This window comes from Bradyrhizobium sp. 1200_D9_N1_1, from assembly GCF_052075915.1.
Taxonomy (GTDB): Bacteria; Pseudomonadota; Alphaproteobacteria; order Rhizobiales; family Xanthobacteraceae; genus Bradyrhizobium; species Bradyrhizobium diazoefficiens.
In genome coordinates this window covers 2,946,674-2,961,902 of the sequence record NZ_CP197226.1, presented here as the reverse complement: position 1 = coordinate 2,961,902, position 15,229 = coordinate 2,946,674, and the positions used below count along the sequence as shown (strand labels likewise).

Annotated in this window: 12 protein-coding genes and 3 pseudogenes; 8 read left to right on the top strand and 7 right to left on the bottom strand. The window is 60.6% G+C overall.

The window, feature by feature from the left end; all coding sequences use genetic code 11:
- Window positions 1-10 precede the first annotated feature (10 nt).
- Together AB5K84_RS14195 and AB5K84_RS14190 are read right to left on the bottom strand one after the other, a co-directional pair.
- Window positions 11-1,015, bottom strand: coding sequence for an amino acid--[acyl-carrier-protein] ligase (locus AB5K84_RS14195; protein WP_110116874.1), 1,005 nt, complete (start codon window positions 1,013-1,015; stop codon window positions 11-13).
- A gap of 26 nt (window positions 1,016-1,041) precedes the next feature.
- On the bottom strand, window positions 1,042-2,268 hold the full coding sequence (locus tag AB5K84_RS14190) for an acyl-CoA dehydrogenase family protein (protein ID WP_110116875.1): 1,227 nt from the start codon (window positions 2,266-2,268) through the stop codon (window positions 1,042-1,044).
- A 243-nt stretch (window positions 2,269-2,511) separates the two neighbouring features.
- Here AB5K84_RS14190 and AB5K84_RS14185 point away from each other — a divergent pair, with 243 nt between their 5' ends.
- The 6 genes and pseudogenes from AB5K84_RS14185 to AB5K84_RS14160 all read left to right on the top strand — a co-directional run.
- Window positions 2,512-2,781 (top strand): phosphopantetheine-binding protein, encoded by a 270-nt coding sequence (locus tag AB5K84_RS14185; RefSeq protein ID WP_038966761.1) that lies wholly within the window; start codon window positions 2,512-2,514, stop codon window positions 2,779-2,781.
- Window positions 2,778-4,661 (top strand): long-chain-acyl-CoA synthetase, encoded by a 1,884-nt coding sequence (locus AB5K84_RS14180; protein ID WP_110116876.1) that lies wholly within the window; start codon window positions 2,778-2,780, stop codon window positions 4,659-4,661. The genes AB5K84_RS14185 and AB5K84_RS14180 overlap by 4 nt, the downstream gene beginning before the upstream one ends.
- A 34-nt stretch (window positions 4,662-4,695) precedes the next feature.
- The gene (locus tag AB5K84_RS14175) at window positions 4,696-4,941 is read left to right on the top strand and encodes an acyl carrier protein (protein ID WP_038966762.1); all 246 of its coding nucleotides are present in this window, start codon (window positions 4,696-4,698) and stop codon (window positions 4,939-4,941) included.
- The gene (locus AB5K84_RS14170) at window positions 4,928-6,313 is read left to right on the top strand and encodes an AMP-binding protein (RefSeq protein ID WP_110116877.1); all 1,386 of its coding nucleotides are present in this window, start codon (window positions 4,928-4,930) and stop codon (window positions 6,311-6,313) included. Before AB5K84_RS14175 ends, AB5K84_RS14170 begins: the two co-directional genes overlap by 14 nt.
- A pseudogene (locus tag AB5K84_RS14165) lies at window positions 6,306-6,431 on the top strand (SDR family NAD(P)-dependent oxidoreductase); the annotation flags it as partial. The gene AB5K84_RS14170 and the pseudogene AB5K84_RS14165, both read left to right, overlap by 8 nt.
- Window positions 6,418-6,540 (top strand): annotated as a pseudogene (locus AB5K84_RS14160) (SDR family NAD(P)-dependent oxidoreductase); the annotation flags it as partial. The pseudogenes AB5K84_RS14165 and AB5K84_RS14160, both read left to right, overlap by 14 nt.
- A 17-nt stretch (window positions 6,541-6,557) precedes the next feature.
- On the opposite strand, the gene AB5K84_RS14155 reads toward AB5K84_RS14160, so the two are convergent.
- Window positions 6,558-6,818, bottom strand: a complete 261-nt coding sequence (locus AB5K84_RS14155; RefSeq protein ID WP_161533867.1) for a hypothetical protein — start codon at window positions 6,816-6,818, stop codon at window positions 6,558-6,560.
- A gap of 692 nt (window positions 6,819-7,510) precedes the next feature.
- On the bottom strand, window positions 7,511-8,197 hold the full coding sequence (locus AB5K84_RS14150; RefSeq protein ID WP_246790647.1) for a LuxR C-terminal-related transcriptional regulator: 687 nt from the start codon (window positions 8,195-8,197) through the stop codon (window positions 7,511-7,513).
- A 731-nt stretch (window positions 8,198-8,928) separates the two neighbouring features.
- Between AB5K84_RS14150 and AB5K84_RS14145 the strand changes: the two genes are divergently transcribed.
- Together AB5K84_RS14145 and AB5K84_RS14140 are read left to right on the top strand one after the other, a co-directional pair.
- Window positions 8,929-9,828, top strand: a complete 900-nt coding sequence (locus AB5K84_RS14145) for a LuxR C-terminal-related transcriptional regulator (protein WP_246790648.1) — start codon at window positions 8,929-8,931, stop codon at window positions 9,826-9,828.
- A gap of 1,322 nt (window positions 9,829-11,150) precedes the next feature.
- Window positions 11,151-12,260, top strand: coding sequence for a Wzz/FepE/Etk N-terminal domain-containing protein (locus AB5K84_RS14140; RefSeq protein ID WP_162603712.1), 1,110 nt, complete (start codon window positions 11,151-11,153; stop codon window positions 12,258-12,260).
- Between the two features lie 151 nt (window positions 12,261-12,411).
- On the opposite strand, the pseudogene AB5K84_RS14135 reads toward AB5K84_RS14140, so the two are convergent.
- The 3 genes and pseudogenes from AB5K84_RS14135 to AB5K84_RS14125 form a co-directional block, all read right to left on the bottom strand.
- A pseudogene (locus AB5K84_RS14135) lies at window positions 12,412-12,700 on the bottom strand (hypothetical protein); the annotation flags it as partial.
- A 65-nt stretch (window positions 12,701-12,765) separates the two neighbouring features.
- A complete protein-coding gene (locus tag AB5K84_RS14130) occupies window positions 12,766-13,773 on the bottom strand; it encodes an NAD-dependent epimerase (protein ID WP_110116884.1) in 1,008 nt (335 codons plus the stop codon).
- 12 nt (window positions 13,774-13,785) lie between these two features.
- On the bottom strand, window positions 13,786-15,069 hold the full coding sequence (locus tag AB5K84_RS14125) for a nucleotide sugar dehydrogenase (protein WP_110117350.1): 1,284 nt from the start codon (window positions 15,067-15,069) through the stop codon (window positions 13,786-13,788).
- Window positions 15,070-15,229: the final 160 nt, after the last annotated feature.

Sequence of the window (15,229 nt, the reverse complement as noted above, 5' to 3'; positions counted from 1 at the left end):
CGATCCCGGGCTAGCTCCCGGCTTCCTTGGCGCATCGGTACTCCTCGAATGCTGACGGTGCCCCGCGGTCGGTCTGCGCCAGGCCAAGCAGGTCCCGCACTGCGATCGGCCACAGCGCGACGTCTTTGCCGTGGGTATGGAACATGGCGACGGCGAGACGGTCCATTCCGAAGGCTACGCAGGCAGTGTGGGCCGGCTCGCCGGCCGCATCGACGATGCCCCAGGTGGTGCCGAAATGATCGCGGTGGTAGTTGAAGCTCATGCAGGCGGTCGGTCGCTCCTCGGAGCGCAGAGGCACCAGCAGCTCGAACTTCAGCGACAGCTGCTTTTGGCTCACCGCCATCATCTGCCCGACCCGGCCGAAGAACGGGTCGTTGGCATGGTCGATCCTGAAGGTCAGCCCGAGATCTCGGGCGATCTTCTGTGCGCGTATGATCCAGCGCTCCCGGAACGCCGAGACGTGATCGGCGCTCCCGATGCAGACGAATTCGCGCATCCTGAAGGACTGCAGCCGGTCGAGATGGCGCGAAGGTTCGCGACGGAAACAGTCGGCGGCCACGTCGAAGCTCCAGCCGGCTGCCGGCACGGGCCCTCGGCTCGCGGCGATCGGATAGAGCGGATAGCAGGCTGCCGGCGACAGCACGAGATCGGCTGGCGATAGCGATTCGGTCCAGTCGCCGCCGGCATCGAAGCGGCTGATCGCCGCGTCGATCTCGCTTTCTATGCCGTGCAGGCCACAGACGCAGCCGAGAAGATTGGGAAAGCTCTTCAGATAGCCCGACCTCTCAAGCTGGGCGCGGTTCATGACGGGCGGGAAGCGCATCACCTCGGTTTTCGGCTCGCGATTGCGCGAGATCACCGCCGCAATTCGCTCCACAACGTCTTCATAGAGTGCGGTGCGGCCATAGACGCCGGGAGAGCCCATCTCGTGGAACAGCGCATCCGCAAGATGGTCCAGCGGATCGGCCGGAGGCGGAGTGGAGTCCGCCGGTGCTTCGACAATGGCCAGGTTCATTAGGCCGTTTCCTTTTCAGAAGGAGATCAATCGCACAAAGAGCCCGGAACGGTGCTCATCAGCGTGGCGGTACCCATGCTGGAGAGGATGCGATCGTTATTGATCATGATCGGAGCGGAAAGCACGTCACGCAGGTGGCGACCGATACTGACGTCGGTGTCGTTGCGGTATCCGGACAGGCCGCAGGCGCGCATCGCGTGCATGACGGTCGCAACCGCGAGCTCCGAGGCCTCCACCTTGAGAAGATTGATCGAGGACTGGAAGTCGACGGACGAAAGCGCGCGCATGTCCCGTTCGCGTGCTCCATAGAGCTGGAGATTCGCGGCGATGACGGCGCGTAATTTCGTCAGGGTCATTTTGGCGGCGGTGAAGTGCGCCGCGCCGGGAGGCATGTTGCCGCCCGATCCGCGGGCGGCCTTGCGAATGAAGAGCTGCGCCCGGTCCACCGCCGCAGCCGCGATTCCCGCCCAGACCGACGACCAGCACAGGTGGGCGACGGGCGTCATCGTCTGCGCATGGATCTTTTCGTATGCTACGGGGAATATCTGGTCCGCGGCGCCCCTGAAATTCAGCTTGAAGCCGGCGCTGCAGGTCCCGCGCATGCCGAGCGTCTCCCACCCGAGAGTGGGCTCCAGCGTATAGTCGTCACGGGTGATGGCGAGTAACACCTGATCGGATCCGGCGGCGGAGTCCGAGCGGCGGGCGACGGTGATGATGCCGTCCGCCTCGGCGCCGTACGAAATCACGGTCGCGTCGCGCACCAGCGAAATCTCGGTGCCGGCGCTCTCCACTGCGGCCGAGCTGAAGCGTATGTTTCCGCCGTTCTGGCCTTCCGTGGTCGACGACGCCAGCAGCATCTGCTCGGCAGCCACGCGGCGCATGAGGCTCTCATGCCAACCACTGCCCGCGCCGTGGCGAACCAGGCACGCGACCTTGGTCTGATGCATCGCGAAGATCATCCCGACCGAAGCGCAGGCGCGGCCGAGCGCGTAACACATATCGGCCACCTCGGAGATAGGCGCACCGTCTCCGCCGAACTCGACCGGAATCTGGGCGCCCAGAAGTCCCTCCTTGCGCGCCGCGTCGATCGCCTTCCGCGGGAATCGCGCCTCGCGATCGACCGCCTCGGCCTCCGCCGCGGCGACCTGCGCGACATTTGCCGTTCGCTGCTGGAACGAGGAGCCGTCGGGAGAGAATGCTATTCGGCCAATTTCCGTGGCGACGTTGCGGAACTGAACTTCCTGCACAGTCATGGGCCCGAGCCTCCCGTTTCATGGTTGTCATGATTGGACAATGCGAGCCAGATCGAGATGAATGCCGCTCAAAATCGACAAGTAGCTCACTTCCCCTGCCGCGTCGCTGGCGCAGAAGTGGGTGTCAAGGAGCTTCCACTCCCGGGCGAGGTACCTCCGAAGCAGAGCTATTGACCGAAGGAACAGTTGGGTATCGTCGCCCCGAATGTGATCACGCCTGGCCACGGCAGGAGACCGGCTGAAATGCACAACACTGCCATCAACGTTCAGAACCGTGTTCTGTCGGTCGTCAGGAGCGTCCTCCAGCAGAACGCGATCAGCGCCGATGTCCACCCGGAGTCGCGACTCGTGGATATCGGACTCAGCTCGATGGGGATGGTCGAGTTGATGCTCAAGGTCGAAGCCGAGTTCGATCTCATCCTTCCCCAGTTCGAGATCACGCCCGAGAATTTTCGATCGGTAAAGGCAATGGAGCGGATGATCCTCAACCAGCTGGGATCCGGGTCGGGATGAAGCCAGTTGAACAGAGGTTCTGCTTCGACAACCAGGCGAGCCGCAATGAACGGGTGCGCACGCACCCCGAGCCAGCTCAGCCGCAGGCGACCAGACGAGACGCTCCGCGGCGCAGACGGTCCGCCGCCAAGACCTGGCTGCAAGCCATCGCACTCACCGCACGGCTCGAAGCCCAGCCGCATCGGTTGTTCGCCGACATCGTGGAGGATTGGGCACAACGTCAGCCCGGGCGGCCCGCGTTGCTCTCGGATAGCCAATCCTTCACCTATGGCGAACTCGCTGCCCGGATCAACCGGTATGCGCGCTGGGCGCGGGACGTCGGCCTCCAAGCCGGCCGCACCGTCTGCGTGCTGATGCCGAACCGGCCGGACTACCTCGCCTGCTGGCTCGGCATCAGCAGCGTCGGCGGGACGGTGGCACTGATCAACACCAGGCTGGTCGGCCAATCGCTCGCCCACTGTATCGACGTCGCTCATGCCGATCACCTCATCCTCGCTGCCGATTGCGTGGATGCGTTCGAGAGCTCACGTCCGCACCTGCACCGCGAGCCGCAATGTTGGAGCCTCGGCACCGGCGATCCAAGCGGCGATCTGGATGCGGCGCTCGCCGCATTCGAGCCACGTCCGCTGTCCTCCGCCGAACGCGGCGACGTCACGATCGACGAACGCGCGCTTCTCATCTACACCTCGGGCACCACGGGCCTACCGAAGGCGGCGAACGTCAGTCATCGCCGCATTCTCGCCTGGGGCGGATGGTTCTCCGGACTGACGGACGCGTCCATCGAGGATCGTCTCTACGATTGCCTGCCGCTGTATCACTCCGTGGGCGGCGTCGCCGCTCCCTGCAGCATGCTCTGCGCGGGCGGTTCGGTCGCGATTGCGGAGAAGTTTTCCGCTGGCAGCTTCTGGGACGACATCGAACGTTTCGACTGCACCGTCTTCCAGTATATTGGTGAGCTTTGCCGCTATTTGCTGAAGGCGCCAGCGTCTGAACAAGAGGCGCGACACCGGCTGCGGCTGGCGGTCGGTAACGGATTGCGCGGCGACATCTGGGAGACGTTCGCCAACCGGTTCGCGATTCCGCAGATCCTCGAATTCTATGCCGCAACCGAAGGCAATTTCTCGCTGTTTAATGTCGATGGAAAACCGGGCGCGATCGGCCGGATCCCGCCGGTTCTGGCGCATCGCTTTCCCGCCTCGATCGTCAAGATCGATGCCGACAGCGGCAGCCCGGTCCGGAGCGCTGCAGGGCTCTGCATCGCCTGCGCACCTGGCGAGATCGGCGAGGCCGTCGGACGTATCGGTGGCGGCGATCGCGACGGCCGGCCTTTCGAGGGCTACACGGATCCCGAGGAGACGAAGAAAAAGGTTCTGCACGACGTCTTCGCTGTGGGCGATGCCTGGTTCCGCACCGGTGATCTGATGTTGCGCGATGCGCAAGGCTACTTGCACTTCATCGACCGCGTCGGCGACACCTTCCGCTGGAAGGGCGAGAACGTCGCGACCAGCGAAGTGAATGACGCAATCAGGGACTGCCCCGGCGTTCTCGACGCCTCGACCTATGGAGTTGCGGTGTCCGGGGCCGATGGCCGCGCCGGCATGGCGGCCTTGGTGGTGGACCGAGATTTCGATTTCGGGATATTCAAAGAACACCTTTCGCATCGGCTGCCGCCTTATGCAGTTCCAGCCTTCGTCAGGCTGTGCCCGGCGCTCGAGACGACCGACACCTTTAAGCAGCAAAAGCAGCGGCTGATCCGCGAGGGATTCGATCCTTCGCTGGTGGACGATCCGCTGTTCCTGCGTGATCCGGCGACCGGCGGCTATCGTTCGATCGACCGGGCCGTCTACGCGCGCGTCGTTGAGGGCGAAATCAGGCTCTGACATCGGCTCGGAAAGCCGAAATGTGAGGTGTACCATGTCGGTCAAATCGAAGATCTTCTCCGCGATGGAGCAGATCGCCGAAGAACAGAAGGTCACGCTTCCGCCGCTCGAGGACGATCTGTCACTGAACGAAACCGGGTTCGATTCGCTGGCATTCGCCATCCTGGTTGCGCGGCTGGAGGACGAGCTCGGTATCGATCCGTTCACTGTCGCCGAGGACGCAGCCTTCCCGTCTACCCTCGGTGAGTTCGTCAGGGCCTACGAGAATGTCCCCGCCTGACATCATTGCGTTGCGCCAATATCTCGGCGCGGGGCCGAAGGACCGCACGATTTCCGATGCCCGGCACAGTGTATCGCTGACCGACATGGTCGAGCACAGCTGCCTGACCGGCGGGTCCTTCGAGTTGTCCGGCCGCTCGGTGCTGCTTGCGACGTCGAGGCAGCTGCTGTCCGCGCTTGCAATGATCGAGCTCGACGGCGTCGCCCGCCGCATCCTTCTAGGCCCGCCCGACCTCGATTGGGATCGCCTGCAGGTCCTGCTCGAGCAGGCCGGGATCGACACCATCGTCACCGATCAGCCGCTACACCGATGCAGTGCTGGCATGCGCGCTATTATCGGCGTCGACCTGCCCGAACGGAAGGCCGTGGGACGGAAGGTCGACCATGCGACCGAATGGTTGATGCTGACCTCGGGGACGTCGGGGCTGCCGAAGATCGTTCGACATACGCTCGATGGACTCGCCGGCGCGATTATCGCCGACGGGCCCGCGCGCTACCGGAACGCAACCTGGGCGACGTTCTACGACATTCGCCGCTATGGCGGCCTGCAAATCTTCCTGCGGGCCGTGATCGGCGGCGGATCGATGGTGCTTTCGGAGCCCGGGGAAGCCATTGCCGTGCATGTGGCGCGGCTGCGCGCGGGCGGCGTCACCCACATCTCCGGAACGCCGTCGCACTGGCGCAAGCTCCTGATGAGCGGCGCGTCCGCCAATTTCGCGCCGCACTATGTCCGCCTGTCGGGCGAAATCGCGGACCAGGCAGTGCTGGACGGCCTGGCCAGAGCATTTCCACATGCGTCAATCGGACACGCCTATGCCTCGACCGAGGCGGGCGTCGGTTTCAGCGTGGACGATGGGCGCGAGGGTTTTCCTGCCTACCTGATCGGGCAGAATCACGCCGGCGTCGAGATGAAGGTGGTCGACGGCTCGCTGCGGATCCGTTCCCGGCGTACGGCGCGCGCCTATGTCGGCACCGATGCACCGCCACTCGCCGACACCGAGGGCTTCGTCGATACCGGCGATATGGTCGAGCTGCGCGGCGAACGATACCACTTCGTGGGCCGTCGAGGCGGCATTATCAACATCGGCGGGCTGAAGGTGCATCCGGAGGAGGTGGAAGCAGTGATCAACCGGCACGCGTCAGTCGAGATGTCGCGTGCGCGGTCGCGCAGGAGCCCGATCACCGGAGCCATTGTGGTCGCCGACGTCATCCTCACCAACGGCACTGATGGAGACCGCCATGAGACGATCCGCGCGGAGATTCTCAGCCAGTGCAAGGACTGCCTGTCAGTATGGAAGGTGCCCGCGGTGATCCGCTTCGTCGAGCGGCTCGACGTCACGGCAGCGGGGAAACTGGCACGCACCGATGCGTAACGTCATCGTCACCGGCGGCAGTCGCCGGATCGGCCTTGCCATTGCGCGCAGGCTCGCCGCGTCCGGCGGATACAATGTGATCGCCGTCGCGCGCCGCGAGAGCGAGGAGCTTGCGGCGCCTGCCTGAAGCCGACGACGTCGCTTCCATGGTCGAATATCCTCTCGGCGAAGGCGGCCGGAACATCACCGGCACCGTGGTGACGGTCGACGCCGGCAACACTGCCTGAGCGCCGGCCTGGACGCGTCATTCCGGCGATAGCCCCTTCAGATACTCGAGCATCGTGTTGCAGGCTTTCTCCGCCTCCGCGAAGGTTGAAAACGCCGAACCGCCAATCTTGATCGCGCCGTTACCCCGATAGAGCGGCCGCCACGACGCCACATAGCCGGCACGACCATGAAAGCCGGCACCAGCAGGGGTCTCATACGTGATCACAAAGGAAAAGCCGTCGCCGGCCGCACTCCAGATTTCCATGTCCTCGACGGCACGGTGAAACAGAAGGGACATCAAGATGCGTCCGCGCACTCGCTTTCGGCTCAACCACAGAACTCCGGTCCTGACAGCAGGCCGTCAGGAGGGAACGACCCTGACCACTGGGGGGGCAGGAAGGAGGGCCAGGGCCGTCGCTCCGGATGTGCCGAGATCCAATCGGCACATCTCTGCGATCATGTCTGAAGTCGTTCGTTATAGCCCGCGACTACGTTTTACCTGACAGCGGACAAACTGCGATCGACCCAGAGCCGCAGATGACGACTAAAATACACGTCCCGCCCGATGCCTTGGCTGCGATTCTGGATCAGGCGCGAAGCCTGAGGGACTACCCCATTAGGCTTCCCGGACATCGACCTCGCCAATCAAGCGGCGCTTGAAATCAGTCTTCAGCCCCCACTTGTTCCTGCCGATCGACTGCGTTGCGGGGGTGGGGCGCCGCCATGACAGACGCACTTTCATCACCGGCCGCCAAGGAGACGGATGATGGGCCGGGTGGTCGCTATCGATCTTGGCCTGGGACCGGCTCAGTGGCCGTCGATGTTACGGATAGCCTGCCGCACGCGCGACTGAACCAGGGTCTCCGGCAAGAAAGCCGGCGTCGGGCCGGCTCACGAGGATCTTTCCGGCCGGGTCGCTGCATCCAATGGAGGCCACCTGCCCATTGCAGTGGGAGCGACGACCGGGAATGCTGGTGCGTGACGAGCCTCTCAGCGCTCCCCATTTGTCGATCCGGGATGCGGCGCCTTCTCCCGCGGGGCAGTCGCGCGATCATGTTGCGAGATGGCGAGGGCCGCGAGCACCGTCCGATTGCTGATTTCAAGTTTTTGAAAGATGTTGTGAAGGTGCACCTTGATCGTGCCGTCGGTCGTGTTCAACCGCCGCCCGATTTCCTTGTTCGACAATCCTTCGGAGACCAGACGCATGATCTGACGCTCGCGTTCCGTCAGCGCTGTCAGCCCGCTCTCCGAATTCGTGCCCTGCTCGCGCGACGCGATCGACTCGGATGGGGTCGATGGCAGCACGTTGTGACCATTGGCGATGTGCCGCAACGACTCCACCAGAGCCTCGGAATCGGTATCTCTTAGGATGATGCTACAGGTCACGGGCGTGGCCGAGAACACCAGTTCGCAATCTTCACTCGCGACGAAGAACACCAAATGCGTCGAACGATTTTCTGAGTTGACGGTCGAAAGAATTTTCGCGGCGGCGAGCCCGGGCATTGCGGGATCGACAATCGCCATATCGGGCGCCAGGCGCCGGATCGCTTCGATGCAGCTGGCGGCGTCGTTACAAGATGCAACGATATTGAAATCGGCTACGGCACCGAGCACCTTGCTCAGCCCCTCCAAGACCACCGGATGCCGGTCTGCAATGACTACACTGATACGTCGCATTGGGCGCTCCTCAGCGGATCGTCCCCTAAACATAAACCCCGCGCACCTGCTGCTGTTTCCACCACTATCGATAGAATCACCATAAATTTCTCTTAATACAAGCAGGATCGATATCGCATCGCAAGCTAGGATTAACATGCGCGCGGCTCTGCTCGCTTCCCGACTCTCACTCGGGCTGGAATGCCCGTAAGAATCCGGTGATCAGACTGCGGCGGACCAGCCTCTGTGGTTATCCAGTCCGGATAACAGCGTAAGTGCACACTCCGACATCTCCTCAACGTTCATATGCGCAGAGCCGTTAACTCGCTCACAGAATGCGTTCACGCAGAGATAGTATCGACGAACAAAGACCTTCGAAAAGTTTTTCAATGTTGAGTTAGCATCTCGATCTAATTCACGCAGAGGCTGCGCCAGACGGTATTTTTGGGCACCGTAACCGCACGGGTATACGCAGACCCATCTCTATAACCAACGATATATAGGGCGATCCGAAATTCGCATCTAACATTCATAAAAGCTTAAGCAAGATGGATTGCTCGAAATCCACCAACGAGACCAGGCAAAGAACGGAGGTCCATGATCGAGGTAGCTCAATATATCTAGAGACCACAAGCCGACGGAGAACGACCAACCGAACAACAAGGGCTCGTTCTTACGTCGAGGACCAAGAGAACAATTGAGTTCAACCGCCCATCGCTGTTGTGTCATTGCGTAGTAGGCTGGAGGGTAAAATGAGGAGGCGGCAGTCTTGCGAGACCGTTCTTATTGGAAAGAACGTTTTGATTAGAGAAGGCATTGCTAGAATCCTGCACACGGCAAATTTTCACATCCCGGTATCGGCGTCGAGCCCCGAGGAACTGCCGAGCACACTTCAAGCAGAAAAACTGATGTTCCTCATCGTCCATACCGGCGATGGCTTCAATGTCGCGATAGAACAAATCGGATTTGTGAAGGATCGGTATCCGGACGCGCGCATCGCGATCGTGTCCGACAATTATCGGCCGGTCGATCTTGCCTCCGCATTTCGAGCAGGGGCCAACGGATACTTCGTGAACGTCAATTCGTGCGACGCATTCATCAAATCCGTCGAGCTCGTGATGATGGGCGAGACCGTCTTCCCGCCTGCATTCCTGTCATTCGCCCTTGATGCCGGTCGCGATCGCGAACCTGAAACGGCAGAGCCCGGCGGACGAAAGGCCATCCTCGCCGCTGCAGACGACGCGATCTTGCCCCAGCTCTCTCCGCGAGAAAAGGCGATTCTATCCTGCCTTATCGAAGGCGACTCCAACAAGTGCGTTGCCAGAAAAATCAATATCGCCGAGGCTACCGTGAAGGTTCACGTCAAGGCGATCCTACGCAAGATCAGGGTCCAGAACCGGACACAGGCGGCGATCTGGGGCATGAACCATGAGTCGCTGGTGCGGCCGGCAAACGATCGCGCCCCCTCAGCCGTCGATGCGGGCAGAGGGATCGCGAAGCCCATCGAGATGATCTCTGAAATGGAGCAGCTCAACGAGCCGGCTCCATTGGTTCCCCACTCCAGCCACGTCGTGGTATCCCGTATCGACGGCCTAGTCCGCAAGGGTGTGGGCCGAGGGACTCTCGCGGCGGCTGCTCGGCTCTGCAAGTAGGTTCAGGGACCCGGAAACGATTGCCGTCGCGCGAGCGATCCGAGCGCGAAGTAAGGCTGCGACACTTTCGTTGAGTCCCGACTTCGTTGAGTCCCGACGCCTGGGCGCCTAGCAGGGTGCTCCCTATTGCCCTTGCGTAGACTAGCACGCGAGATCGCAGCGGATCTTGACGGGTGGACGACGCGCAACGCGCAGGCTGCGGGACATTTTTTTACCGCTCCCGCAGCGATTCCTGTTTGTACCTCGCCAGCGGCGAGAGAAGGTAGCTGATGATCGTGCGCGCGCCGATCTTGATCTAATTTAGACCGTCACCGCCAGGACTGTTCCGGTACCGCAGGGCGACCTCGACGGCGTCATCCGGCCGCAGCTCGGTATCTTCGCCTGCGAAAATCCGTTCCGGTCCCTCCTCGCCTCTTCTGATGATGGCACTCTCAGCTTGGTTCGCGGCTCCTCGCACGAGTTGTGATCGCACCATGCGGTGTACTGAAGCCTCTCGCCGACGTTCTGCAGCTTTCGCGAATTTGGTTGAGCTTCACGCTTGTCTGTTGCAGCTCACGGAGCAGATCGAGCCTCCGCCGGTCGTCGAGCTTTGCCAGCTTTCTGGTGAGTTCGTCCTGTTCTTTCCTGCAGCAGGTGCACAGAGGTCTGCAGCTTCCGTGTTGATGACAGCAGCACGGCGCGACGCACATCCGTAAAGCGAAGGCTAGTCACAGAACGCTTGCCCAAGAGATCAGACATTTTCTGCAGTCCTTCGAGGTCTGACTGAGGTCCCTCCTCCTCGTTCTTCTGCTGCTCTGAACAGCCCGCGGATCTCCTCGTCTCCCTCTCGGACGCCGCTCTGGAGGAAGGCATTTCCCTACTGATAGTCACTCTGCCTGGTCTTAAATATTCTGTTTCCGCATTGATGATTTCCGAAATCGCCGACCGTGCGGAAAACGCATATCCCATCGCAATCTACGACCCAGTCGCTCATCTCCGGCCAATCAGTACATTCCGGGTCACTGGACGGAAATCGGAAAAAAATGGGTAACTATCATGGTCCATTGAGTGGCAGCACTGCCGGATTAAAGTTCGACGCGCAATTCGCGCGCACCCCCGTTCCAAACCGCTCTGATGTGGCTGCGAACTGATGATCAACAGCCGATTGGACATGGAGGGTGCTCACTATCGATGAGGAATAGAACGTTTGTTTTGCCGATCGCCTGTCTGCCGTGTTGCTCGAACGGCATGCGATTTCCATGTGTTGCTGTCCGCGAACAGACTTGAAGACGCATCAACTTGAGCATCGTCGCGGAGCCTCAACTATCAGCAGTGGTATGACAATGCTCCAGACCAACGGCACAGATAATTGGGTAAGTCGTGACAATATGCCGCCTGAATTTCGCCCGGGGCCGGCCGTCTCGCTAGCAGAAGTGCTGGCCGTGCTGGCGTTCATCCGACGAAATCTATTTACCATGTCGCTGACGTGTTTTGCGGGGCTCGGCATTGCCATCCTTTACCTCGTCACCGCGGTACCGACATTCACCGCCAAGGCGCAACTCCTCGTAAACACGAAAGTGACCTTAGTGGACTCTGCGGCGGTGTCGACGGTCGTGGAAAGTCAGATCGCAATCATAAAGTCTGAGAGCATCGCTAGCGCCGTGATCGAGAAGCTCGGCCTTGCTCAAGACCCGGAATTTGCGACAGGCCAAGTTAGCGGCATGATATCCCGGCTGCTCGGCTGGAGTAAGCCGAAGACGGAAGCTAACGCCGCGCGCTATGCCGTGGAACCGTTCGAACGTAAGCTTTCGGCCAAGCGTATCGGCCCTACATATCTTGTCGAGATTACCTTCGATTCCCGAAATCCGGATCGGGCGGCGCAGATCCTAAACGCCGTTGCCGAAAAATACATTACTCATCAAATGGACAAGGCAAGCTTGCAAGACGAGAAATGGGTTACGGATCGACTGAACGAATTGAGCACTCAAGCTTTGGCTGCAGAAAAGGCCTTGAAGGACTACGACAGGAACAACAAGACGAAAGATGCAGCGGATTCCGCTGATACTCGCGATAGATTAGCCGCCGGTGCTGAATCAGCAAAAAACGCCTATGACAATTTTCGCCACGTGCTGCGTAAGACAGAAGCGACGCAACAACAATCCCCGCCGGTGTTTGAGGCGAGTCTCGTCACCGGGGCGTCGCCTCCTTTGGGGGCCAGCTCGCCAAAACCTCGAATCGTGCTTGGAATAGCGATCGTTGGAGGGCTGCTTCTTGGAATCGCGATAGGAATGCTGCGCGATCTGTCTGATCGCATCCGCACCAGCGGGCAGAAGGCTTGTCCAAGCGCAGAGGATGGCAGGATCGAGCGACCTCTTCCGGATGGGATTCGACCAGATCATCAATTTGAACCATCCGCAAAGGCAAAGCCAGTGCGCCTCACGGGTTCGGGGTGAAGGGGCTACCATCATCACCAATGATCGGGGTGTCCTGGCGGTCAGTTCCTGCTGGACACGAAGGCGTTGCCGTATCCTTGTTTTCGACGGACCCAGCTAGCCGATTTGATCGCGCTTTGGACGGCGGGCAGACGCCATAGCACGGCCCGGTGAGGGCGAGGCGAAGGTTGTGGCCGGCGGCGCTGAGGATGAGGTTGGTCGCCCCCCGTCGCGACCTTTGAGGTGACAGCGGCCGAGGTGGCCATCTTCCGTCTGCGCTGGCACTGCTGTCGGGAACGGATATGCTCGGCGCGCGCCAGCGGGCGCTCGAATGCCGCCTCAAGCTCGTCCTGGCCGATGATCTTTCCGCGGATGTCGCGGATAAGGCGGCCTTCCTGTCTCCGCAGCAGGCCCAATTGCCGACGATGGCGCTTGAACTGCCCAGCATAGGCATAGCGTCCCACCGTTTTTCGTTAGACCGGAAGCTCACCAGACGCGCGACCAACATCCTTATCGCGCCCTACCGCTAAAGCCTGTGATACTCACGATACCATGTCGCGAACCGTGCAACCCCCTCGTCGATTGTCGTGGACGGGCGGAACCCGAGGTCACGCTCAAGCTCGGCAATATCGGCGTAGGTTGCCTCGACATCGCCGGGCTGCATCGGAAGCATTTCCTTGATCGCCGTCCTGCCGAACTCTTTCTCCAGCAGCGATACCACATCCGTTAGATCTTCAGGACGGTTGTTGCCGACATTATAAATTTTCCAAGGAGCGCTGCTGGTCGCGGGATCCGCAGGCGCGCCCGGCCGGCCCTGGGGTGGACGATCGATCAGGCGTACGACCGTCTCGCTCACGTCATCGATATAGGTGAAGTCGCGCCGCATCTTTCCATGGTTAAACAGCTTGATCACCTCGCCGCCTAGGATTGCCTTAGCAAAGATGAACATCGCCATGTCCGGCCGGCCCCAGGGACCATAGACCGTGAAGAACCGCAAGCCGGTCGCTGGAATGCGATAGAGATGGCTATAGGCATGCGCCATCAGCTCGTTGGCTTTCTTGGAGGCGGCATAAAGGCTGATCGGATGGTCGACATTGTCCCGCACCGAGAAGGGCAGCTTCGTATTCGCGCCGTACACTGACGACGAGGATGCGAAGACGAGATGCCGGCACCCATTGTGACGACACCCCTCCAGCACATTGATGAACCCATCGAGGTTCGCATCGACATAGGCGTATGGGTTTTGTAGTGAATAGCGGACGCCGGCTTGAGCCGCGAGATGAATCACGATCGGGAATCGATGCTGTTTGAACAGTGCCATCGATGCTGCGCGATCAGCTAGATCATGCTTCACAAATGTGAACTTCGGATCGCGCTTGAGAAGCTCGATGCGCGCTTCTTTCAACTTGGTATCGTAGTAGGCATTGACACTGTCAGCGCCGACCACCTCGCGACCGTTAGCCAAGAGCTGTCGAGCAACATGAAAACCAATGAAGCCCGCAGCCCCGGTCACCAGTACTTTGTCGTTCAGCATCTTATCTCCGGATCAGAGCCGCCACAGTTCGATGACGGCGGGCTTTGCGGCACGATTTAGCTTTGCCTTGACGTCGAGCACGAGGCCCGAGCCATTGCGCAGCAGGCGCTGAACAAACGGCCAGCCACCGTCGACATAGGGCTGATGGGCGACGGCGAGAATGATAGCATCTGCAGGTTCCAGCGCATCCAGCTCGGTCAACATCACCCCATACTCATGCTGGCTATCGGCAACATTCGCCAGCGGATCATGGATCTGCACCGTGAGCCCGAAAGACTGAAGCTCGTGAACGATGTCGATGACGCGGGAGTTGCGAGTGTCGGGAACGTCTTCCTTGAAAGTCAGCCCGAGGATGGTCACGATCCCATTCTGAGCTCGGCGCCGCAATAGCCCACGAACGCATTCACGCGCCACTCGTTGACCCATGCCGTCGTTGATGCGTCGCCCAGCGAGAATTACCTCGGGATGATAGCCAGCTTTTTCGGCACGATAAGTCAGGTAATAGGGATCGACACCGATACAGTGGCCGCCGACAAGTCCCGGCTGGAACGGCATGAAATTCCATTTGGTCCGCGCCGCAGCCAGGACGTCGCCAGTATCGATATTTAGCGCCTGGAATATTAGCGACAGCTCGTTCATGAAGGCGATATTCAAGTCGCGCTGAGTATTCTCGATGACCTTTGCGGCTTCTGCTACGCGGATCGAAGGAGCACGATGAACACCGGCGCTGACCACAGATCCATAGACATCCGCCACGATCTCCAGCGTTCTGGCATCCTGCGCCGAGACCACCTTGGTAATCGTTTCAAAGCGGTGCTTCCGGTCGCCCGGATTGATCCGCTCGGGGGAGTAGCCGACCGTAAACTCTACGCCAGCCTTCAGGCGAGAGTTTTGCTCAAGTATCGGAACGCAGTCTTCCTCCACGGCGCCGGGATATACGGTTGATTCATATACGACGATATCACCTCTCTTGAGCACCGCGCCCACTGACCGCGACGCCGCCATCATCGCGCGCAGGTCCGGACTCCGAGCCTCGTCAATCGGAGTCGGCACAGTGACGATGAAGAAATCGGCCTTCACCAGTTCGGCTGGGTCGGCGGTAAACAGTAGCGTTTCTTGGCGCAAATCACCGCTCTCAGCCTCACGGGTCCGGTCCTTTCCTTCCCTGAGTTCAGCGACACGTCCGCAATCCACGTCGAATCCAACGACCGGCACTCCGGAACGCGCGAACGACACAGCCACAGGCAACCCAACATAACCGAGCCCAATCACCGCAATTTTTCGGCCGTGCATCATAATTGATGTCCAGTCGTCCGCGCGCCATTGACGCCGCTCGCCCCGCCTGAGAGCGACGTGGGACAACGCGTGTTCGGACAGGGCACGCTGATCTGACGGCACAGCGTGGATAGCATCCATCTATTCGCGAGATTCCGCGGCGTGCCGACTGATATATCGG